The sequence below is a fragment of the Pseudomonas trivialis genome (genome assembly GCF_001439805.1).
GTDB classification, from domain to species: domain Bacteria; phylum Pseudomonadota; class Gammaproteobacteria; order Pseudomonadales; family Pseudomonadaceae; genus Aquipseudomonas; species Aquipseudomonas trivialis.
Genome location: NZ_JYLK01000004.1, coordinates 111,893 through 133,115, shown reverse-complemented (window position 1 = coordinate 133,115; position 21,223 = coordinate 111,893). Strand labels below are relative to the sequence as shown.

14 protein-coding genes and 1 pseudogene are annotated in these 21,223 nt (G+C 63.5%); 13 read left to right on the top strand and 2 right to left on the bottom strand.

Annotation, left to right across the window (positions count from 1 at the left end; all coding sequences use genetic code 11):
* Nucleotide 1 precedes the first annotated feature (1 nt).
* Together arnT and pmrG are read right to left on the bottom strand one after the other, a co-directional pair.
* Nucleotides 2-1,657 carry a lipid IV(A) 4-amino-4-deoxy-L-arabinosyltransferase gene (gene arnT, locus TU79_RS07810; protein ID WP_057007458.1) on the bottom strand — a complete coding sequence of 552 codons (1,656 nt, stop codon included), beginning with the start codon at nt 1,655-1,657 and terminating at the stop codon, nt 2-4.
* A 189-nt stretch (nt 1,658-1,846) separates the two neighbouring features.
* Nucleotides 1,847-2,521: a lipopolysaccharide core heptose(II)-phosphate phosphatase PmrG gene (gene pmrG / locus TU79_RS07805; RefSeq protein ID WP_057007457.1), complete on the bottom strand. Its 675-nt coding sequence runs from the start codon at nt 2,519-2,521 to the stop codon at nt 1,847-1,849.
* A gap of 273 nt (nt 2,522-2,794) precedes the next feature.
* On the opposite strand from pmrG, the gene TU79_RS07800 reads away from it, so the two are divergent.
* The 13 genes and pseudogenes from TU79_RS07800 to uvrA all read left to right on the top strand — a co-directional run bounded on the left by TU79_RS07800 (nt 2,795) and on the right by uvrA (nt 20,639).
* Nucleotides 2,795-3,463, top strand: a complete 669-nt coding sequence (locus tag TU79_RS07800; protein ID WP_057007456.1) for an ABC transporter ATP-binding protein — start codon at nt 2,795-2,797, stop codon at nt 3,461-3,463.
* A gap of 1 nt (nt 3,464) precedes the next feature.
* Nucleotides 3,465-5,927: an ABC transporter permease gene (locus tag TU79_RS07795; RefSeq protein WP_057007455.1), complete on the top strand. Its 2,463-nt coding sequence runs from the start codon at nt 3,465-3,467 to the stop codon at nt 5,925-5,927.
* Nucleotides 5,917-6,981 (top strand): lipocalin-like domain-containing protein, encoded by a 1,065-nt coding sequence (locus TU79_RS07790; RefSeq protein ID WP_057007454.1) that lies wholly within the window; start codon nt 5,917-5,919, stop codon nt 6,979-6,981. The genes TU79_RS07795 and TU79_RS07790 overlap by 11 nt, the downstream gene beginning before the upstream one ends.
* 275 nt (nt 6,982-7,256) lie before the next feature.
* Complete coding sequence (locus tag TU79_RS07785; protein WP_057007453.1) at nt 7,257-8,252, top strand: hypothetical protein; 996 nt, start codon at nt 7,257-7,259, stop codon at nt 8,250-8,252.
* A gap of 3 nt (nt 8,253-8,255) precedes the next feature.
* A complete protein-coding gene (locus TU79_RS07780) occupies nt 8,256-8,633 on the top strand; it encodes a hypothetical protein (RefSeq protein ID WP_057007452.1) in 378 nt (125 codons plus the stop codon).
* A gap of 336 nt (nt 8,634-8,969) precedes the next feature.
* Nucleotides 8,970-9,955, top strand: a pseudogene (locus tag TU79_RS07775) (hypothetical protein).
* A gap of 2 nt (nt 9,956-9,957) precedes the next feature.
* Nucleotides 9,958-10,335, top strand: a complete 378-nt coding sequence (locus TU79_RS07770) for a hypothetical protein (RefSeq protein WP_015372368.1) — start codon at nt 9,958-9,960, stop codon at nt 10,333-10,335.
* A 245-nt stretch (nt 10,336-10,580) separates the two neighbouring features.
* Nucleotides 10,581-11,198, top strand: a complete 618-nt coding sequence (gene lexA / locus TU79_RS07765; RefSeq protein WP_057007451.1) for a transcriptional repressor LexA — start codon at nt 10,581-10,583, stop codon at nt 11,196-11,198.
* Complete coding sequence (gene imuA / locus TU79_RS07760) at nt 11,198-11,812, top strand: translesion DNA synthesis-associated protein ImuA (protein ID WP_057007450.1); 615 nt, start codon at nt 11,198-11,200, stop codon at nt 11,810-11,812. The genes lexA and imuA overlap by 1 nt, the downstream gene beginning before the upstream one ends.
* A gap of 7 nt (nt 11,813-11,819) precedes the next feature.
* Nucleotides 11,820-13,235 carry a Y-family DNA polymerase gene (locus TU79_RS07755; RefSeq protein WP_057007449.1) on the top strand — a complete coding sequence of 472 codons (1,416 nt, stop codon included), beginning with the start codon at nt 11,820-11,822 and terminating at the stop codon, nt 13,233-13,235.
* Complete coding sequence (locus tag TU79_RS07750) at nt 13,211-16,303, top strand: error-prone DNA polymerase (RefSeq protein WP_197675630.1); 3,093 nt, start codon at nt 13,211-13,213, stop codon at nt 16,301-16,303. Before TU79_RS07755 ends, TU79_RS07750 begins: the two co-directional genes overlap by 25 nt.
* Nucleotides 16,304-16,410: 107 nt before the next feature.
* Entirely contained in the window at nt 16,411-18,123 is a 1,713-nt protein-coding gene (locus TU79_RS07745) for an ATP-binding protein (RefSeq protein WP_057007639.1), read from the top strand.
* Nucleotides 18,120-20,639 (top strand): excinuclease ABC subunit UvrA, encoded by a 2,520-nt coding sequence (gene uvrA, locus TU79_RS07740; RefSeq protein WP_057007447.1) that lies wholly within the window; start codon nt 18,120-18,122, stop codon nt 20,637-20,639. The genes TU79_RS07745 and uvrA overlap by 4 nt, the downstream gene beginning before the upstream one ends.
* Nucleotides 20,640-21,223: the final 584 nt, after the last annotated feature.

Sequence of the window (21,223 nt, the reverse complement as noted above, 5' to 3'; positions counted from 1 at the left end):
CCTAAGGGGATTGCGGGTAGAGGGTAATGACCAGGTCGCCCTTGCGGTAGCGCTTGCCACCGGGTGGCAGTTGCCCCTCTTCACGGTGTTCGCTGGTGCTTCTGACGCGCAGCAGCACGCCGACCGAACCGTGCTTGCGCGCCTCGACGAGCCAGGCCTGGACCGTCTCCAGGTTGACCTTGCGGTGCGCCGCATCGGCGTACTGCAGGCCGTAGCGCAGCTCGCCTTCGGTGTTGTAAAGCGTGACGTCCGCGCGGTTCAGTCGCCAGGCCAGCGCGGAGGCCGATTCCAGTTGATTGCTCAACAGCGCCTTGGTTTGCTGCAGTTCGTCCAGATGTTCGAGCACGAACTGGTCGGGCATTTCGTTATTGGCGATCTGCGCCGGCATCCCCACCGGCAGTAACACCACCAGCAGGCCGATGCCCAGCGCCGGTGTCGCCCACAGTGTCAGCGGGCGGAAGGCCTGCAGCAGGTTGGCAAGGATCCAGCCCAGCAGCACGATAAATGCCAGCGACAGGCTGAACATCTCGGCATGGCTGTTGCCGTACAGCGGGCGGTCGATTTGCAGGTAGATCAAGGCCACCATGGCGATCAGGCCGACGACCAGATTGATCACGCCGTTGAGGCGGATGGCGCGTGGCTTGTGCTGGTGGACCAGGTCGATCAGCGCATGCCCCATCAACAGGGCCAGCGGCAACAGGCACGGCATGATGTAGGTTGGCAGCTTGCCCCGGCTCAGGCTGAAAAACGCCAGTGGCAGCCACAGCCAGAGAGAAAGAAACACGATGGCCGGCTGGCGTTTTTCCCGCCAGCTTTTGAGCAGTGTGCTGGGCAGCAACCCGGCCCAGGGCAGGCACGCCACCACCATGATCGGCAGGAAGAACCACCACGCCCGCGCATGCTGTGCATCATCGGCGGCAAATCGGCGGATGTGTTCGTGCCAGAAAAAGAAGCGCCAGTAATCCGGTTCCTGCACATGAATCGCCCAGGCCCAGGGCAGGCACAGCAGCAAGGCAACGCCCACGGCCAGTGGGCCATAGCGCAGCAATTCACCCAGCCTGCGTTGCCACAACAAGTAGGGCACCGCGATCAGCACCGGCAGCAGCCAGGCCAGGAACCCTTTGGTCATGAAGCCCATGGCGCAAGCCACCCCGAGCAGCGCCCAGGCGCCGAGTCGGGCCCGTGGCGTGCGGCTGTCGAGGGCGAACCACAGCGCCACCAGACTGAGATTGACCCAGAAGGTGAATTGCGGGTCGAGGTTGGAGTACCCGGCTTGCCCGGCCACTAGGCCGAAGCTCAGGTAGAGCAGGGCGCAGGCGTAGCTTTTGCGCGGGTCGTTCCACAGGCGGCGGGCGATCAGGTAGGCCAGCAGTACGCTCAGGCCGGTGGTGAGTGCCGAGGCAATCCGCACGCCGAACAGGTTCTGGCCGAACACCGCCTGGCCGAGGGCGATCAACCAGTAGCCGCCGGCAGGTTTTTCGAAGTAGCGCAAACCCATGAAATGCGGGGACACCCAGTTGCCGCTGGTGAGCATTTCCTGGCTGATCTGGGCGTAGCGGGTTTCGTCGGGCACCCACAAGCCATGCAGGCCAAGGGGCAGCAGGTAAAACGCGGCGATTGCCAGCAATAACAAGGGCAGGGGTTTTAGTCGGGTCATGAGCGCGCGGCTCCTTGACACTTAATGACGGAGTGGGGGGCTATATAAGTAATAAGAGCAAGACTCAAAATGTTCACTAACTGGGTCGAGTTATGTTGGGCGCCGTTAATTAACGGGCGCGGCTCAACATGCCAGAACAGGCCTGTCATTTTGCTGAATAGGTAATGCTGGATATGTAAAAAAGTGTGTTCAGAGGTTTTTCAAAACAGCCGTCCACGCGGGCCCATTGACCAGGCCCAAGGTGTCGAACCTGCCGTCTGCCCTGGCCCGTATGAACAGCGCGCTGCCGTACTGGGGAAACGCCGCATGGGGATAGCCCAGGGCTTTTTCGAAGTCGGCGATGCAACCACTATGGGTGACGAAGATCAGGTTGCGCCCGGGATGTTTGTGCTGCAGCAACGCTTCGCCGATCGCCTCGCCGCAAATGGCCTGTGGGTCGGCGGTAAGCTGGACCTTGCCGAACATCGCCTGGGCGGTCTGGACCGTGCGAGTGGCGGGGCTGGCGAGCACGTCGGTGCGCGTCATGCCCAATACCCTGAAGGCTTTGCCCAGCGCCTCGGCGTGCTGGTTGCCGACGACGGTGAGGCCGTCAAGTGGACCGAGGCAGGGGGTTTTCGAGCGATCACAGCGCTCTTCATGGCGCACCAGCACGATCAGTTCGCCTTCCCGCCAGGCAGGCAAAAGATGCGCCGTCAGCAGCCGTTTGCCCACACCCAGGTCGCGGGGTGTCGCAGGCCACAACAGCCAGCCTGCGAGCATCAGGCTCACGACGGCAAGGCTCATCCGCCACGTTCGCCAGCGTTTGATAAAACGTCGGCGCGTGCGCGGTTTGGTCAGCGTAAGGTCAACCACATCATTCACCATGGCCGTATTTATTAATATTCAAGTAGGCGCAATGCATTAACGGATGCCCGCAGTGGGATAAAGAGGCTGTCACAGGGTGGCTGTCTTTTGGCTGAACATCCTGCGGTTAAAAGTTGTCGCACTGAATAACTAACAAGTTGCCGACTCATCAGTAATGCGCCGGCAATTTAAAGTGGCAGTGGTGGGATGGCGGTGAAATCCATGTGAAAAATTTGCGTACTTTGCGCCCTCAGCCGTTATTCTCGTTTTCAGCTTTTCAAGTGAGTGTGTTTTATGTTGCAGGTGCACGGCGTGCGCAAGAGCTACACCACCCCGCAGGGGCCGCTGGCGGTGCTGGCAGGCGTCGACCTTCACCTGGGCGAGCGCGGCAGCCTGGCGCTGATGGGTGAGTCGGGCAGCGGCAAGAGCACGTTGCTGCATCTGGTGGCCGGGCTCGACCGCGTGGACGCCGGTACTATCCAGGTGGGCGAGCAGCGCCTGGACCAACTGGGCGAGGCGCAACTGGCGCAGTGGCGACGTAGCGAAATCGGTCTGGTGTTCCAGCAGTTCAACCTGATCGGCAGTTTGCGCGTCGACGATAACCTGGCCTTCCAGGCGCGCCTGGCCGGGCGTTTTGATCCGCAGTGGCAGGCACAGTTGGTCGAGCGCCTGGGCCTGGGCGACTTGCTCAAGCGCTATCCCGAGCAACTCTCCGGCGGTCAGCAGCAGCGGGTGGCGGTGGGCCGCGCGCTGGCGTCGCGGCCGGGCCTGTTGCTGGCGGATGAACCCACCGGCAATCTCGACGAAGCCACCAGCGATGACGTGCTGCAACTGCTGCTGGACCTGTTGCGCGACAGCCCCACCAGCCTGTTGATGGTCACCCACAGCCCGCGCATCGCGGCGCGGCTCGACCGCCAGGTGGTGCTGCATCGCGGGCGGGTCGTGCCCGCCGGTGCGTCTTGAGATGAGAGTATTTTATTGGGCGTTGCGCGCGCTGCTCAGCCACTGGCGGCGTCACCCCGTGCAGTTTTTCAGTGTGCTCACCGGCTTGTGGCTCGCCACGGCGTTGCTCACTGGCGTGCAAGCCCTCAACAGTCAAGCGCGGGACAGTTACGCGCGCGCCGGCCAGTTGATCGGCGGTGAGCCGCAAGCCAGCCTGAGTGCGCCGGATGCCGCCGCTTTCCCCGAGGCGCTGTTTGCCCAGTTGCGTCGCGCCGGCTGGCCGGTGTCGCCGGTGGTGCAGGGGCGCGTGGTGCTCAAGGGGCATGAAGACCAGCGTCTGCAGTTGATGGGCATCGAACCGCTGTCCCTGCCCGGCAGTGGCGCGGTGGCAGGGCAGCGTTTGAGCCAGGCGCAGAGGCTCGCGTTTTTTGCCGCGCCGGGGCGCACCTGGATTTCGCCGCAGACCCTGCACGCGCTGGGCCTGCGCGAGGGCGAGCAAGCGCACACCGCCAGCGGGCAAACCTTGCCGCCCTTGCAGGCCCAGCCGGACATGGCCCCCGGCCTGCTGCTGATGGACATCGGCTTTGCGCAACCTTTGCTGGGCATGCCCGGGCAATTGTCGCGCCTGCTGCTGGACAAGACCTTCGCCGCCACCCATCCCACGCCACCGGCCGGCTTGCAGCTCAAGCAGGGCGAAGACAACAACCTCGCGCGCCTCACCGAAAGCTTTCACCTGAACCTGGATGCCCTGGGCTTTCTGTCCTTTGTGGTCGGGTTGTTTATCGTCCACGCCGCCATCGGGCTGGCCCTGGAGCAACGACGCAGCCTGCTGCGCACCTTGCGCGCCTGCGGGGTCAGCGCGCGCCTGCTGATCCTCAGCCTGAGTGTGGAGCTGGGTGTGCTGGCGTTGCTCGGCGGCGTGCTGGGTGTGGCCAGCGGGTACTTGCTGGCCAGCCTGTTGCTGCCGGATGTGGCTGCCAGCATACGCGGCCTGTACGGCGCCGAGGTGCCGGGCCAACTGAGCCTCAGCCCTGGGTGGTGGGTAGCCGGGCTCGGCTTGAGCCTGCTCGGCGCGCTGCTTGCCGGTGCCGGCAGCCTGTGGCGCGCGGCACGCTTGCCGCTGCTGGCACTGGCCAACGCCCAGGCCTGGCATGAGGCCCATGGCCGCTGGTTGCGGCGCCAGGGGTGGGTGGCGGGGGCGGCGCTGCTGATTGCGTTGCTGGCGCTGTGGCTGGGCAACAGCCTGGCCGCCGGGTTTGTGCTGATGGCCGCACTGTTGCTGGGCGCGGCGCTGGGCTTGCCGGTGTTGCTCAATGCGCTGCTCAAAGGCGTGCTGGGGCGCAGCCGTTCGGTGTTGGGTCAGTGGTTTCTCGCCGATTGCCGCCAGCAACTGCCGGCCCTGAGCCTGGCGCTGATGGCGCTGCTGTTGGCGCTGGCGGCCAATATCGGCGCGGGCTCCATGACCTCGGGCTTTCGCCACACCTTCGATAACTGGCTGGAACAGCGCCTTACCGCCGAGCTCTACCTCAACCCGCAAAACCCGGCGCAGGCCGAGCAGATGCACACCTGGCTGGCCCGCCAACCGCAGGTGCAGGCGGTGCTGCCCGCCTGGCAGGTCAGCGTGCAGTTGCAGGGCTGGCCGGCGGACGTGTTCGGCGTGGTCGACGACCCGACCTACCGTCAGCACTGGCCGTTGCTGGAAGCCGTCGGCCAACCCTGGGACCGCCTGCATCAAGGCGATACAGTGATGCTCAGCGAACAATTGGCGCGGCGCTTGAAGGTGCGATTGGGCGATACGCTCAGCGTGCCCACCGCGCAGGGCAACTGGTCGCCCTCGGTGGTCGGGATTTACGCCGACTACGGCAACCCCAAGGGCCACCTGCTGGTCGATTCACAGCACCTGTTGGCGCATTGGCCGGGGCTGTCGCCGGTGCGCTTCAACCTGCGGGTGTTGCCGCAACAGGTACCTTTGCTGATCCAGGCCGTGCAGCGCACCTTTGCCCTGGAGGACAGCCGCATTGTCGATCAACAGCAGCTCAAAGGCTGGTCGAGCCAGGTGTTCGAACGCACGTTCGCTGCCACGGCCGCGCTCAACAGCCTCACCCTCGGCGTCGCCGGCGTGGCGCTGTTCATCAGCCTGTTGACCCAGAGCCAAAGCCGCCTCGGCCAACTTGCGCCGTTGTGGGCGCTGGGGGTGACGCGCCGACAACTGATGCTGCTCAACCTGGGCCAGACCTGGTTGCTGGCGGTGCTGACCCTGGTGCTCGCCTTGCCCCTGGGCCTGCTGCTGGCCTGGTGCCTGGACGCGGTGATCAACGTGCAGGCCTTTGGCTGGCGTCTGCCGTTGCAGGTATTTCCGTGGCAGTTGGCGCAATTGCTGGGGCTGGCAATGCTCGCCACGCTGCTGGCCTCGGCCTGGCCGCTTTGGCAGCTGTACCGCAGCCGCCCGGCGGAGCTGCTGAGGACATTTGCCCATGAACATTAAAGCCTGGTTGTGGTGCGCGTTGCTGCTGTTGAGCGCGTGCGACAAAGTCCCCGCCCCTGAAGAAAGCTTCGCCGGCCTTGGCAGCGAAGCGGCGGACTTTGCCCAGGTGGTGCCGGGCAAGGTGTTCACGTTTCCCGAAGACCACGGCGCGCATCCAGGCTTTCGCATTGAATGGTGGTACGTGACCGCCAACGTGAAGGACGCCCAGGGCAATGTATTTGGCGTGCAGTGGACGTTGTTTCGCAACGCCTTGCAGGCCGGGCCCGCGCAGGCCGGTTGGCGCGATTCCACCGTGTGGCTGGGCCACGCGGCGGTCACTTCCGCCACCCGGCACTACGCTGCCGAGCGCTACGCCCGTGGCGGTGTCGGCCAGGCCGGCGCCCAGGCGGCGCCGTTTGCTGCCTGGATCGACGAGTGGAATTTTGCCAGCCGTCCCGGCGCGGCCAGCCCCTTGGCAGACATGCAACTCAAGGCCGGCGGCGCGCAGTTTGCCTACGATTTGCGCCTGACCTCCAGCCGCCCGTTGGTGCTGCAGGGTGACCGTGGCTACAGCCGTAAATCGGATCAGGGCCAGGCGTCGTATTACTACAGTCAGCCGTTTTTCACCGCCAGCGGCAGTGTCAGCCTGGATGGCAAGGTGTATCAGGTGACCGGGCCGGCGTGGCTGGATCGGGAGTGGAGCAGCCAGCCATTAGCCGCCAGCCAGACGGGCTGGGACTGGTTTTCGTTGCACCTGGACGGGGGCGAGCAGTTGATGCTGTTTCGTGTGCGGCAGAAGGACGGTTCGGGTTACCTGACGGGTACCTGGATTGATCCGCAAGGGGGGACGCAGACCTTGCACAATGCCGATATCCAGCTCACGCCATTGGCCACCACCGAGATTGACGGGCGCCGTATTCCCACGCGCTGGTCGCTGAAGATTCCCGGCAAGGGCTTGGATATTACGACGCAGGCCGTCAATCCCAAGGCCTGGATGGATCTGGGTATTCCTTACTGGGAAGGTCCGGTGAAGTTTGAGGGTGGGGTGGGGTATCTGGAGATGACCGGGTACTAGGCGTGGTTGACGGGGCGCCTGAGATCAAAATCAAAGCAAAGCAAAAACTCTCGTGCAGCAAAAGTGCACCTCTGTGGCGAGCGGGCCTGTTGTGGCAAGCCCGCTCGCCAAAGTGGTAAAGGTTTGACGGTAGGTCGGGCCGCTTTCTGTAAGCGCAAATTCTCTGCCGTGTAGGCAGCTTCCCAAATGTGATGGGCCCCTCCCGGACTTGTGTCCAGGCCGTGCTTCCCTGCTTATATTTCGACGCCAGTTTGATTGCATCCCGGATGTAAGGCATGGCGCAGAGCTACATCAATGACCGCACAACGGACTACGAGAGTTTGAAATCGCGCTTGATGGGCGGCGGCCAGAATCGACAGCGCTCTGATCATTTCGACGTACTGAACCGACACCTGCGCCCCGGTCTTGTGGCACCGGGCCAATTGGTGATTATTCCCGATGCCGGCAGCGTGAGCTGTTCCGGCGAGGAGGCCTGGTTGATGCGGCATGCTGAACAGGTTCGTCGCAGCCTGGAGCTGAATACGTCGGCTGGCGCGGTGGTGATCGGCAATTATGATTTGCTGCAGAGTTTTCTTGCGTATGGCTCGATTGGTGTGGGAAGCGCAGCGTCTGGCTGGGGGCGGCATCTGGATGAAGTGGGGCGAACACTGGGAGAAATCGAACGTTTGCATCAACGGTTGAAGAGTGGCGGGTTGGACAGGGATGGATTTGTTCGGCAGCGGCAGATGCTGTTTGGTCGATTGGATGCGCAGTTGCAAGGAGCGGCGCGTTTCGGAACGGGATTGCAAGGCAATCAATCGTTGAAGAAAGTGCTCGGATTGTCGACTAAAAGTTATCTGCACAAGAATGAAATTGCAGGATATGCGCAAAGAATCAAGGCGATAACGCAGACGTCCAAGTGGTTGGGCAAAGGGACATATGCAGGATTGCTGTTGGATGTTGGCGTCACAGGTTTGGAGATCAAGGAAGCCTGTATGACGGGTAAGGAAGCGCAGTGCAGACGAGCGAAATATGTGGAGGCGGGCAGGTTTGTGGGCGGGGTGACGGGAGCTGCCATTGGGGCAAAATTAGCTGCTGATGTAGCTCGTAGTGCTTGTCGCTTGTATCTGGGCGTTTATTTGAAAGGAAATGGATTACTTGCGTGTGGGGTCATTGGAGGTGCAGCGGGAGGCAGCGCAGGCGGAAATGCTGGCGGTGCTGGCGGTGCTTTTTTGGGTGGGGAGATCATCGAGGTTGATGGAGACTTGATATTCGATCCTGAAGGGGCCTGACAATTGTCATTCTTTCTCGTCTACACCGTCGTCTGGTTTGTTGGAGGCCTTGTTACCCTCGGGCTGCGACTATTTGCCGAGTACGTAAAACTCGACAGTCTGGAAAGCTGCTTCAGCCAAAATGAAAAGGTTCGCGACACTAAACGCTTTTGGGGAAGAAACCAGCCAATCGACAGGTTTTATCGCATGTTGCAGATTTATGAGTTTTTGTCCGATTCAAAACGCCACGTGGAAGCAGGAATCGTGACGGAGGCCGAACTGAAGTCCATTCCTTTGTCACTCAGGCGTTGGGTGTTGTGGCCCTTTTACCTTACTTATATCTGGGGGGGCGCAACCATCGTTTGGTGCGTCTGGTTTTGGTGGTTCGACATTCAAATCTGATGTGATCCAACTGACGCCGTGAAAAAAAGTTTTATGACTGAGGCAGAGTTATCTGCCGTTCCGCTATCACTCAAACGCTGGACCGGACGGCCCTATCGACTTGCGATGATTTGGGCTGTCAGTTGGGACTATTGGTGCGCCTGGCTTCAGTGAGCGCTCCCGACTACCGGCTATTGCCGAAGGTTTGACGGTAGGTCGGGCCGCTTTCTGTAAGCGCAAATTCTCTGCCGTGTAGGCAGCTTCCCAAATGTGATGGGCCCCTCCCGGATTTGTGTCCAGGCCGTGCTTCCCTGCTTATATTTCGACGCCAGTTTCATTGCATCCCGGATGTAAGGCATGGCGCAGAGCTACATCAATGACCGCACAACGGACTACGAGAGTTTGAAATCGCGCTTGATGGGCGGCGGCCAGAATCGACAGCGCTCTGATCATTTCGACGTACTGAACCGACACCTGCGCCCCGGTCTTGTGGCACCGGGGCAATTGGTGATTATTCCCGATGCCAGCAGCGTGAGCTGTTCCGGCGAGGAGGCCTGGTTGATGCGGCATGCTGAACAGGTTCGTCGCAGCCTGGAGCTGAATACGTCGGCTGGCGCGGTGGTGATCGGCAATTATGATTTGCTGCAGAGTTTTCTTGCGTATGGCTCGATTGGTATTGGCAGTGCTACATCCGCCTGGGCGCGGCATCTGGATGAAGTGGCGCAAACTTTGGAGGAAATCGAACAAGTGCATCAGCGGTTGAGAAGTGGGCATCTGAGCAGGGAGAACTTTATCCGCCAGCGCCAAACGTTGTTCAGCCGGTTGGAATTGCAACTGCAAGGTGCTGCGAGGTTCGGTACAGGTTTACGCGGCTGAGGAAAGTGCTGGGAATTTCGACCAGAAGCTATCTGCATAAAGGTGAGATAGCAGGATATGCGAAGCGGATTCGGGAGATTGCGCAGATGTCGAAATGGCTGGGCAAAGGGACTTACATTGGGTTGGCGCTGGATGTAGGCGTTACTGGGTTGGAGGTCAGGGAGGCGTGTGTGACGGGGAGAGAGGCGCAATGTCGAAGCGCGAAGTATGTGGAGACAGGCAGATTTGTGGGTGGGGTAATGGGATCGGTTTTTGGTGGACATGTAGGTGCGAAGTTATCTCGTAGTGTTTGCCATATGGTGTTGGGTATTTCTATGAAAGGGCAGGGTGCGCTTGCTTGCGCAGTTATTGGCGGCGCTGCAGGTGGCTATGAGGCAGGTTCGGTTCTTGGTGATGAAAGTGCATTTCTGGGTGGAAAGATACTTGAGCTCAACGGTGACTTGATCTTCGAGCCAGAGGGTGCCTGACCGTGTCGTTTTTTCTTGCCTTAATCATCGTGCACCTCGCGGGTATTTTTGTACTCCTGAGCCTGATGCTTTTTGCCGAGTATGCAAAACTCGACGAGCTGGAAAGTTACTTTGACAATAACGAAAAAGTTCGTAGGCATAAGCGCTTTTGGAAGAGAAACAGTCGAATCGACCGGTTTCATCGTATGGGGTTGATGATTGACATCCTCTCGATGCCCAAGCGCTTTCTGAAAGCAGGCCTTGTCACTGAAGAGGAATTGGCATCTGTTCCTCCGGTGCTCAAGCGTTGGGCATTGTGGCCATATCGTGTTTCTTATATTTGGATTATCGCAACAGGCGCTTGGTACGCGTGGTTCAAATGGTGGCCAGAGGGGACTTAACGATGTCCTGGTTTGTCGCCTACACCCTCGTGATGCTCATCGACACATTCGTCGTTTTGGGCCTTCTGTAGGGCTCAGTGAAAAAAAGTTTTATGACTGAGGCAGAGTTACCCGCCGTTCCGCTATCACTCAAACGCTGGACCGGACGGCCCTATCGACTTGTCAGTTGGGGCTATTGGTGCACCTGGCTTCAATAAGCGCTCCCGACTGCCGGCTATTGTCAGAAATTTCCCGCAGGAGTACAAATGTACTCCATGACGACTCTGACCCCCCGCCGTACCGCCATCCTGACCTTTATCCGCGATCGCATCGCGCAGCAAGGGCAGCCTCCCAGCCTCGCCGAGATCGCCGAGGCGTTCGGCTTTGCCTCGCGCAGCGTGGCACGCAAGCACGTACTGGCCCTGACCGAGGCCGGTTTTATCGAGGTCAACCCCAACCAGGCCCGTGGTATTCGCCTGCTCAACCAGCCGGCGCGGCCCGACTGGCTGGATGTTCCGGTGCTCGGTCGCGTGGCCGCCGGGTTGCCCATCGGTGCCGATGCCGAGGTGCACAGCCGCCTGCAACTGGACCCGACCACGTTCGCCAAAACTCCGGATTACCTGCTGCGGGTGCAGGGCGATTCGATGATCGAAGACGGCATTCTCGACGGTGATCTGGTGGGCGTGCGCCGCAGTGCCGAGGCCGTAAACGGGCAGATCGTGGTGGCGCGCCTGGATGGCGAAGTCACCATCAAGCGGTTCGAGCGCCATGGCGACAGCGTGCGCCTGCTGCCGCGCAACCCTGCGTATCAGCCCATCGTGGTGGGGCCTGACCAGGACCTGGCCATCGAAGGGGTGTTCTGCGGCCTGGTGAGGCAGGGTTGATGGGCGCCGTCATTGCACTGGACACGCTGTTCAATGGCGGCCGCGTGTGGAAAGGCCGGCCCGCTGCACCACCGGCCAGCGTGCACCCCACGGGGCTGGCGGCGCTGGATGCGGTGCTGCCCAGCGGTGGCTGGCCGGAGTCGGCCCTCAGCGAAATCCTGATGGCCACGGAGGGCGTAGGCGAATTGCAACTGGTGCTGCCGACCCTGGCGCGCCTGTCGGCGGCGGGGGAGCGCATCGTGCTGGTGGCGCCGCCTTACACGCCGTACGCCCATGCCTGGCACAACGCCGGGGTGGACCTGCGCCAGCTCGCCGTCATCCAGGCCGAGGAACGCGACGCGCTGTGGGCGGCGGAGCAGTGCCTGCGTTCCGGCAGTTGCGGCGCGGTGTTGTGCTGGCCGCGCAAGGCCGATGACCGCGCCTTGCGCCGCTTGCAGGTGGCGGCGGAAACCGGGCAGACCCTGGCGTTTGCCTGGCGCGCATTGGGCGAGGCGGTCAATGCGTCGCCGGCGGCCCTGCGTCTGGCGATCGAGGCGCGGCCTGCGCAGGTGCGCGTGCTCAAGTGCCGGGGCGGGCTGGCCCACCCGGCGCCGATCGCGCTGGCCGGGCACTGAGGTTGCCATGCGCTGGGTGTGTATTGTTTTCCCGCAATTGGCAATGGACGGGGTGCAGCGTCTGCATCCCGAGCCGGATCAACCGCTGGTGCTGCTGGCGGGCACGCCGCAGCGCCGCGTCGTGCAAACGGCCAATGCCGCCGCGCGCGCCTTGGGCTTGCGCCCCGGCCAGTCGCTGACGGCCGCCCATGCGCTGAGCAAAACCTTTGCCAGCGCCGAGTACGACCCGGCTCAAATCGAACACTGGCAACAGTTTCTCGCGGCCTGGGCTTACCGTTTCAGTTCCCAGGTCAGTGTGTTTTACCCGCGTGCGCTGCTGTTCGAGATCGAGTCGAGCCTGGGCCTGTTCGGGCCCTGGCCGCAGTTCGAGGCGCGCTTGCGCAAGGAACTCACTGAACTGGGGTTTCGCCACCGCATCGTCGCCGCCCCCAACCCGGCGGCGGCGCGCGTGCTGGCGAACCTCTACGATGGCCTGGCCGTGGCCGATGACAGCGCCTTGCTGCACGCCCTGGCGCCGCTGCCCATCGACCGCGCAGGCCTGAACCCGCAGGCCGCCACCGCCCTGTCGCGCATGGGCCTGCGCACGCTGGCCCAGGTACAGGCGCTGCCCCGGCATACCCTGGCGCGGCGGTTTGAAGCCGGGCTGCTGCAGCACCTGGATACCTTGACCGGGCAGCGCCCCCTGGCCCTGGCCTTCTATCAGCCGCCGGACCAGTTCGATGCGCGCATCGAGTTGAATTTCGACGTGCACTCCCACCAGGCGTTGCTGTTTCCCTTGCGCCGCCTGACCGGCGATCTATCGGCCTTCCTCTGCGGTCGCGACAGCGGCGTGCAACGGTTCGACCTGCACCTGGAACACGCCCAGGCGCCGGACAGCGTGATCAAGGTCGGCCTGCTCAGCGCCGAGCGCGAACCGGCGATGCTGTTCGAGCTGGCTCGCGGGCGGCTTGAGCAGGTGCAGGTCACCGCGCCGGTACGCGGCTTTCGCCTGGTGGCCGAGGACCTGCCGTTGTTCGTGCCCCAGCGCCAGGACCTGTTCGACGACCGCCCGCAACAAACCCTGCCGTGGGAACAGTTGCGCGAACGCCTGCGCGCGCGCCTGGGGGATGAGGCGGTGCAGGGCCTGCGTTTTCATGCTGATCACCGCCCCGAATGTGCTTGGCAGGCGGTGGTCGACAAACATCCCTGCTCAACCCTGAACAAGGTGCAACGCCCCGGCTGGCTGCTGCGCGAACCGACCCTGCTGGCCGAGCAGGGGGTGCAGATTCTGATGGGCCCGGAACGCATCGAATCCGGCTGGTGGGACGGCGCCGACATTCGCCGCGACTACTACCTGATCCAGACCCGCGCCGGCCAGCAGGGCTGGGCCTACCGCAGCGTGGGGCAAAGCGACGGGTTATGGCTGCAAGGCTGGTTTGCATGAACTACGCCGAACTGCACTGCCTGTCCAACTTCAGCTTCCAGCGCGGCGCCTCGAGTGCGCTGGAGTTGTTCGAGCGCGCCAAACAGCAGGGCTACCGCGCGCTGGCGATCACCGATGAGTGCACCTTGTCGGGCATCGTGCGGGCCTGGCAGGCGGCGAAGGCGGTGGAGGTGCCGCTGATCATCGGCAGCGAGATGCGCATCGAAAACGGCCCGAAACTGGTGTTGCTGGTGCAGGACCTCAACGGTTACCAGCACCTGTGCCGGCTGATCACCCTGGCCCGGCGGCGCGCCGAAAAGGGCCGTTATCGCCTGCTGCGGGAGGACTTCGACACACCGTTTTCCGGACTGCTGGCGCTGTGGGTGGCCGAAGACGGCAATACCCAGGCCGATATCCAATGGCTGCGCCGCACCTTCGTCGACGGCCTGTGGCTGGCGGTGCACCTGCACTGCGGCCAGGACGATGCGCGCCATCTGGAGCAGCGCCTGCAGTTGGCCGCCCGCCTGCACCTCCCGGCGGTGGCCTGTGGCGATGTGCACATGCATGCGCGCGGTCGCCGGGCCCTGCAAGACACCATGACCGCCATTCGCCATCACGTGCCGGTGGCCGAAGCCGGCACGCGCCTGCACCCCAATGGCGAGCGCCACCTGCGCAGCCGCGAGGCCCTGGCCGCGCTGTACCCCCAGGCCTTGCTCGACGAAACCCTGGCCATCGCCCGACGTTGCACCTTCGACCTCGGCCAGTTGCGCTACCACTATCCGCGCGAGCTGGTGCCCGACGGCCACAGCGCCAAGAGCTGGCTGCGTACCCTCACCGAAGAAGGCATCGCCCGGCGCTGGCCCCAGGGCGTCGAGGCCGGCACCCTGGAGCAGATCAACATCGAGCTGAAGCTGATCAGCGAGCTGGGCTACGAAAGCTACTTCCTCACGGTGCACGACATCGTGAGTTTCGCTCGTAGCCGTTCGATCCTGTGCCAGGGGCGCGGGTCGGCGGCCAACTCGGCGGTGTGCTTTGCCCTGGGCATCACCGAGATCGACCCGAGCCTGACCCGCCTGCTGTTCGAGCGCTTCCTGTCCAGAGAGCGCAACGAACCGCCGGACATTGACGTCGACTTCGAACACGAACGCCGCGAAGAGGTATTGCAGTATGTGTTCCAGCGCTATGGGCGTACCCGCGCGGCGTTGACGGCGGTGGTCAGCAGTTATCACGCGGCCGGCGCAGTGCGCGATGTGGCCAAGGCCCTGGGCTTGCCCGCCGACCAGATCAACGCGCTGGCCGAGTGCTGCGGGCGCTGGAGTGATGATGCGCCACCGCTGGCGCGCCTGCGTGAAAGCGGCTTCGACCCGGACAGCCCGATCCTGCGCCGGGTGCTCACGCTCACCCAACAGTTGATCGGCTTCCCCCGGCACCTGTCCCAGCACCCCGGCGGTTTCGTGATTTCCGAACACCCGCTGGACACCTTGGTGCCGGTGGAAAACGCGGCCATGGCCGAGCGCACCATCATCCAGTGGGACAAGGACGACCTCGACGCCGTGGGCCTGCTCAAGGTGGATATCCTCGCCCTGGGCATGCTCAGCGCGATCCGCCGCTGCTTCGACCTGCTGCGCCGCCACCGCCACCAGGACCTGACGCTGGCGTCGATCCCCAAGGAAGACCCGGCCACCTACGCGATGATCAGCAAGGCCGACACCATTGGTGTGTTCCAGATCGAGTCGCGGGCGCAGATGTCGATGTTGCCCAGGCTCAAGCCGCAGGCGTTTTACGACCTGGTGATTGAAGTCGCCATCGTGCGGCCCGGGCCGATTCAGGGCGGCATGGTGCATCCGTATCTGCGTCGGCGTAATAAAGAAGAGCCCACGACTTATCCGTCGCCTGCCCTAAAGGAGGTGCTGGAGCGCACCCTGGGCATCCCGCTGTTCCAGGAGCAGGTGATGCAGATCGCCATGGTCGCCGCCGACTACAGCCCCGGCGAGGCCGACCAGTTGCGCCGTTCCATGGCTGCCTGGAAACGCCATGGCGGTCTGGAGCCCCATCAGGAACGCCTGCGCACCGGCATGATGAAGAACGGCTACACCGAAGCCTTTGCCGCGCAGATCTTCGAGCAGATCAAGGGCTTTGGCAGCTATGGTTTTCCCGAGTCCCACGCGGCCAGCTTTGCCCTGCTGACCTACGCCAGTTGCTGGCTCAAGTGCCATGAGCCGGCGGCGTTCGCCTGTGCGCTGATCAACAGCTGGCCCATGGGTTTCTACAGCCCGGACCAGATCCTGCAGGACGCACGCCGCCATCGCCTGCAGATCCGCCCGGTGGACGTGCTGGCCAGTGACTGGGATTGCAGCCTGGAGCCCATCGACGGTCAGCAACCGGCGATTCGCCTGGGGCTGCGCATGATCGCGGGATTTCGCGAAGACGACGCGCGGCGCATCGAGGCCGCGCGTGGGCGCCAAGTGTTCGGCGATATTGCCGACCTCGACGAGCGCGCCGGGCTGGATAAGCGTGCCCAGGCCCTACTGGCCGATGCCGGTGCATTACGTGCGCTGGCCGGCAACCGGCACCAGGCGCGCTGGGACGTGGCCGGTGTGCATAAACAGCTGGGGCTGTTTGCCGGCCTGCCCGGCGCCGACGAAACCCCGGTGGCGTTGCCCGCGCCAACGTTGGGCGAAGACCTGCACGCCGACTACGCCACCCTCGGTACCACCCTGGGCCCGCACCCGCTGGCCTTGCTGCGCGGGGAACTGCGCAAGCGGCGTTGTCGCAGCTCCCGGGAGCTGGCGACGGTGGAGCATGGGCGCAACGTCAGTGTGGCGGGGCTGGTCACGGGGCGGCAACGGCCCGGCACTGCCAGCGGCGTGACCTTCGTCACCCTGGAAGATGAATTCGGCAACCTCAACGTGGTGGTCTGGCGCGACCTCGCCGAACGCCAGCGCCAGGCCCTGGTGGGTTCGCGCCTGCTCAAGGTGGACGGTCGCTGGGAGGCGGTGGGCGAAGTGCGGCACCTGATCGCCGGGCGTCTCACCGACCTCACGCCGCTGCTGGACGGCATCCATGTGCGCAGCCGGAATTTCCATTGAAGCCGTTGATTGCATAGTGTTTGCACCCTAAATAAGTCCGGATGAAACCATCTACAACTGGCATGCTCCAAATCGTTGCGAACGTTCTCTTTGCGCAGAGCCCAATCATGCAATTTTTATCCAACCCACATGACTGTGAAGGCTGGGCCGGTGAAATGGCCCAACGCATTCGCGCGTTCGACTGGTCGAACACCGACCTGGGGCCGCTCGACGAATGGTCCACCAGCCTGGCCTGCACGGTGCAGATGATGCTCGCATCCCCGGTGCCGATGGTGATGCTGTGGGGGCGGGCGGGTTACATGATCTATAACGACAGCTATTCGGTGTTCGCCGGCGGGCGCCATCCCTACCTGCTGGGCACGCCGGTGGAGCAGGGCTGGCCGGAAGTGGCCGAGTTCAATCGGCATGTGGTGGACACCTGCCTGGCCGGCGGCACGCTGTCGTTCAACAACAAGGAACTGGTGCTGTCGCGTAACGGCCAGCCTGAAACCCTGTGGCTCGACCTTTATTACAGCCCGGTTGCCGGCGACAACCAGCAACCGGCCGGGGTGCTGGCGATTGTGGTGGAGACCACCGAACTGGTGAAGTCCGAGCGGGTGCGCCAGGAGCTCACCCACAACCTCGAGCAGCGCGTCGCCGCCGAAGTGCAGGCGCGTTCGGCCGCCGAGGACCAGTTGCGCCAGTCGCAGAAACTCGAAGCCATCGGCGGCCTGACCGGCGGCGTGGCCCACGATTTCAACAATCTGCTGCAAGTGATCGCCGGCAACCTGCACCTGCTGGCCCGGCATGAGCCGGATAACCCCCAAGTGCAGCGCCGCGTCACGGCGGCCATTGCCGCCGTGGAACGGGGCGCCAAGCTGTCCTCGCAATTGCTCGCGTTTGCCCGTCGCCAGCCGCTGTCGCCGGCGGTATACAACCCTTTGCGCATTTATGAAAACCTCGGTGAGCTGTTGCAGCGCGCGCTGGGTGAAACCATCCATATCGATGTGCAGCTGCCGCGCGACCCGTGGCGCATTCACGTCGACCGCAACCAGCTGGAAAATGCCCTGCTCAACCTGGCGATCAACGCGCGGGACGCCATGAAAGGCGAGGGCGTGATTCGCATCAGCGGCGAAAACATCATCCTCAACCCCAGGGATTGCGTGGGCAAAAGCATCAGCCCCGGCGAGTACGTGCGCCTGTCGGTGAGCGACACCGGAGTGGGCATGTCACCGGCGATCCAGGCCAAGGTGTTCGAGCCGTTCTTCACCACCAAGCGCGACGGCCATGGCACCGGCCTGGGCTTGAGCATGGTGTTCGGCTTTGTGCGCCAAAGCGGCGGGCATGTCGATGTGTGCAGCGCCGAAGGCCAGGGCACCGTGGTGCAGCTGTATTTCCCGCGCAGCCTTGGCGAGGAATGCGAGGAGTCGACGGCTGAACCCGTGGAGCCCCTCGGCGGCCAGGAAACCATCCTGGTGGTCGAGGATAACGAAGGCGTGCGCCTCACCGTGGTGGAAGTGCTCGAACAATCGGGCTACACCGTGCTCACCGCCGACGACGGTGACCAGGCCATGCAAAAGCTGCAAACCGGCCTGCAACCGGAACTGATCTTTACCGACGTGGTGATGCCGGGCCGGGTCAAAAGTACCGACCTGGCCGACTGGGCGCGCCAGCAACAGCCGCCGGTCCCGGTGCTGTTCACCTCCGGCCACACCCGCGACATTCTCTCCAGCAACCACCTGCTGAGCCCCGACATTCATCTGCTGAGCAAGCCCTACAGCCCCGAAGCCCTCACGCTACGGGTGCGCAGCATGCTTACCGCACGACAAGGTTGCCAATGACTTTACAGCGCACCATCCCTCCGATTTCCGCCCAACGCCCAGGTTTTGTCCGGGTGCGCGGCGCCCGCGAACACAACCTGCGTAATGTCGATGTGGATATTCCACGGGATGCCCTGGTGGTGTTTACCGGCGTGTCGGGTTCCGGCAAATCGTCCCTGGCGTTTTCCACGGTGTATGCCGAGGCCCAGCGCCGTTATTTCGAGTCGGTGGCGCCTTATGCACGGCGCTTGATTGATCAGGTCGGCGTGCCGGACGTGGACTCCATCGAAGGCCTGCCGCCGGCCGTGGCGCTGCAACAGCAGCGCGGCACGCCGAGCGCACGCTCCTCGGTGGGCAGTGTGACCACCTTGTCGAGCCTGATCCGCATGCTGTATTCGCGCGCCGGCAGCTACCCACAGGGCCAGGCGATGCTGTATGCCGAGGACTTTTCGCCGAACCTGCCCCAGGGCGCCTGCCCGGAATGCCACGGGCTGGGCCGCGTGTATGAGGTGACCGAGGCGTTGATGGTGCCCGATCCCTCGTTGACGATCCGCCAGCGCGCGGTGGCCGCCTGGCCATTGGCGTGGCAGGGCCAGAACCTGCGTGACATTCTCGTGACCCTGGGCTACGACGTCGACATCCCCTGGCGCGACCTGCCGAAAAAGCAGCGTGACTGGATCCTCTTCACCGACGAAACCCCGACGGTGCCGGTGTACGCCGGCTTCACCCCGGCGCAGACCCGCGACGCGTTGAAGCGCAAGCTGGAGCCGAGTTATCAGGGCACGTTCAGCGGCGCGCGGCGCTACATTCTGCACACCTTCAGCCACACCCAAAGCGCGCTGATGAAAAAGCGCGTGTCGCAGTTCATGCAAGGCAGCGCCTGCCCGTTGTGCGAGGGCAAGCGCCTGACGCGGGCCGCGCTGTCGGTGAAATTTGCCGGGGTGGATATCGGCGAGTTGTCGCAGTTGTCCCTCTCGCAACTGGCTGAACTGTTGCGCCCGGTAGCGGCGGGGCAGGACCGCATGAAGCTGTCGGTGGAGAAACGCCTGGCCGCGCAACGCATCGCTCAGGACCTGCTCGAACGGGTCAGCACCTTGATCGACCTGGGCCTGGGTTACCTGTCGCTGGAGCGCAGCACGCCGACCCTGTCGTCCGGCGAGTTGCAGCGTTTGCGCCTGGCCACGCAATTGGGCTCGCAGTTGTTCGGCGTGATCTATGTGCTGGACGAGCCCTCGGCGGGCTTGCACCCGGCCGATGGCGAGGCGCTGTTCACCGCGCTCGAGCGCCTGAAAGCCGCCGGCAATTCGCTGTTCGTGGTGGAGCATGACCTGGAAACCATGCGCCGCGCCGACTGGCTGATCGACGTGGGCCCGGCCGCCGGCGAACACGGCGGGCAAGTGCTGTACAGCGGCCCGCCGGCCGGGCTGGCGGACGTGCAGGCTTCGCAGACCCGCGCGTACCTGTTTGCCGAAGGGCAGGCGTTGCCCTCGACGCGCCGTGAGCCCGCTGCGTGGTTGAAGCTGGAAGGCGTGACGCGCAACAACCTCAATGACGTGAAGGTGGATTTCCCGCTGGGCTGTTTCACGGCGGTGACCGGTATTTCCGGCTCGGGCAAATCCAGCCTGGTCAGCCAGGCGCTGCTGGACCTGGTGGGCAGCGGCCTTGGCAGCCGGGTGGTCAATGACGAAGAGCCCAGCCTGGAGGACGACGCCCCGCAAACCAGCGGTGGTCACATCCGCTCCGGGCTCGAGCATATCCGTCGATTGGTGCAGGTGGACCAGAAACCCATCGGCCGTACCCCGCGTTCCAACCTGGCGACTTACACCGGGCTGTTCGACAACGTGCGCAAACTGTTTGCCGCCACGCCGGCAGCCATCAAGCGCGGCTATGACGCCGGGCAGTTCTCGTTCAACGTCGCCAAGGGCCGTTGCCCGCAGTGCGAGGGTGAAGGGTTTGTCAGCGTTGAGTTGCTGTTCATGCCCAGCGTGTACGCGCCATGCCCGACCTGTCACGGTGCGCGCTACAACCCCGAGACCCTGGCGATCAAATGGCAAGGCTTGAGCATCGCCCAGGTGCTGGGGCTGACGGTGGAACAGGCGGTCGAGGTGTTTGCCGAGCAACCTGCTGTGCTGCGTTCATTGCAGGTGCTGCGCGATATCGGTTTGGGCTACCTGAGCCTGGGGCAGCCGGCGACCGAACTGTCCGGCGGCGAAGCGCAGCGCATCAAGCTCGCCACCGAGTTGCAACGCAATGCCCGGGGCGCGACCTTGTATGTGCTCGACGAACCGACCACCGGATTGCATCCCCGGGACGTTGACCGCTTGCTCAGCCAGCTCAATCAACTGGTGGACGCAGGGCACACGGTGGTTGTGGTGGAGCATGAAATGCGCGTGGTGGCCCAGAGCGACTGGGTGATCGACATCGGGCCGGGGGCGGGTGATGAGGGCGGCACCGTGGTTGCCTGTGGCACGCCGCAAAAGGTCGCCAAGAGCAGGAAAAGCCGCACCGCGCCGTTTCTGGCGCGGGAGCTGGTCTAACCCTCAACCAGAATGAACTGTGGGAGGCTCCAGACTGGACCTCCGTGGCGAGCGGGCTTGCCCCGCGTTGGGGCGCGAAGCGCCCCCAATCGAGGAAGACGCGGTGTGCCTGACACTGCGCGGAGCATGGTTTTGGGGCTGCCGCGCAGCCCAACGCGGGGCAAGCCCCAATGCCGTTCAGTTAAGCGTAAATCCCCTGTGGGAGCGGCGCTGCGACTTGCATGCGAAAGCGGTGAGTCAGTTAGCCTCAATATTTGCTGGACTACTGCCTTCGCAGGCAAGTCGAATCGTCGCACCGCCGCTCCCACATTTGATCGCGTCCACATTCCCCATTCCGGTCGGCTCTCAGGCCGCCGCGCTTTTGCTTTTGATCTTAGGCGCCCCGTCAAACACGCTGGCCGAACGCAGGCTTTGGAGCGTGGGTAACCCGGCAGGACGCCGGGTTAGCCGCGCTGGGCCATGGATGGCCCATCGCGGCGGCCCACGCTCCAAAGCCTGCGTTCGGGCACACCGAGCCTAGGCGAGGTGCCGAGTGTTGGGGCGAAGGCCTTTTGGTTACTTTTGTGCCTTTACAAAAGTGACCC

Excerpts from the sequence above, each read along its gene's own strand:
- arnT (WP_057007458.1), bottom strand. The coding sequence starts at position 1,657 with ATGACCCGACTAAAACCCCTGCCCTTGTTATTGCTGGCAATCGCCGCG.
- TU79_RS07790 (WP_057007454.1), top strand. The coding sequence starts at position 5,917 with ATGAACATTAAAGCCTGGTTGTGGTGCGCGTTGCTGCTGTTGAGCGCG.
- TU79_RS07750 (WP_197675630.1), top strand. The coding sequence starts at position 13,211 with ATGGCTGCAAGGCTGGTTTGCATGAACTACGCCGAACTGCACTGCCTG.
- TU79_RS07795 (WP_057007455.1), top strand. The coding sequence starts at position 3,465 with ATGAGAGTATTTTATTGGGCGTTGCGCGCGCTGCTCAGCCACTGGCGG.
- TU79_RS07755 (WP_057007449.1), top strand. The coding sequence starts at position 11,820 with ATGCGCTGGGTGTGTATTGTTTTCCCGCAATTGGCAATGGACGGGGTG.
- uvrA (WP_057007447.1), top strand. The coding sequence starts at position 18,120 with ATGACTTTACAGCGCACCATCCCTCCGATTTCCGCCCAACGCCCAGGT.
- TU79_RS07745 (WP_057007639.1), top strand. The coding sequence starts at position 16,411 with ATGCAATTTTTATCCAACCCACATGACTGTGAAGGCTGGGCCGGTGAA.
- TU79_RS07785 (WP_057007453.1), top strand. The coding sequence starts at position 7,257 with ATGGCGCAGAGCTACATCAATGACCGCACAACGGACTACGAGAGTTTG.
- pmrG (WP_057007457.1), bottom strand. The coding sequence starts at position 2,521 with ATGGTGAATGATGTGGTTGACCTTACGCTGACCAAACCGCGCACGCGC.
- TU79_RS07800 (WP_057007456.1), top strand. The coding sequence starts at position 2,795 with ATGTTGCAGGTGCACGGCGTGCGCAAGAGCTACACCACCCCGCAGGGG.
- lexA (WP_057007451.1), top strand. The coding sequence starts at position 10,581 with ATGTACTCCATGACGACTCTGACCCCCCGCCGTACCGCCATCCTGACC.
- imuA (WP_057007450.1), top strand. The coding sequence starts at position 11,198 with ATGGGCGCCGTCATTGCACTGGACACGCTGTTCAATGGCGGCCGCGTG.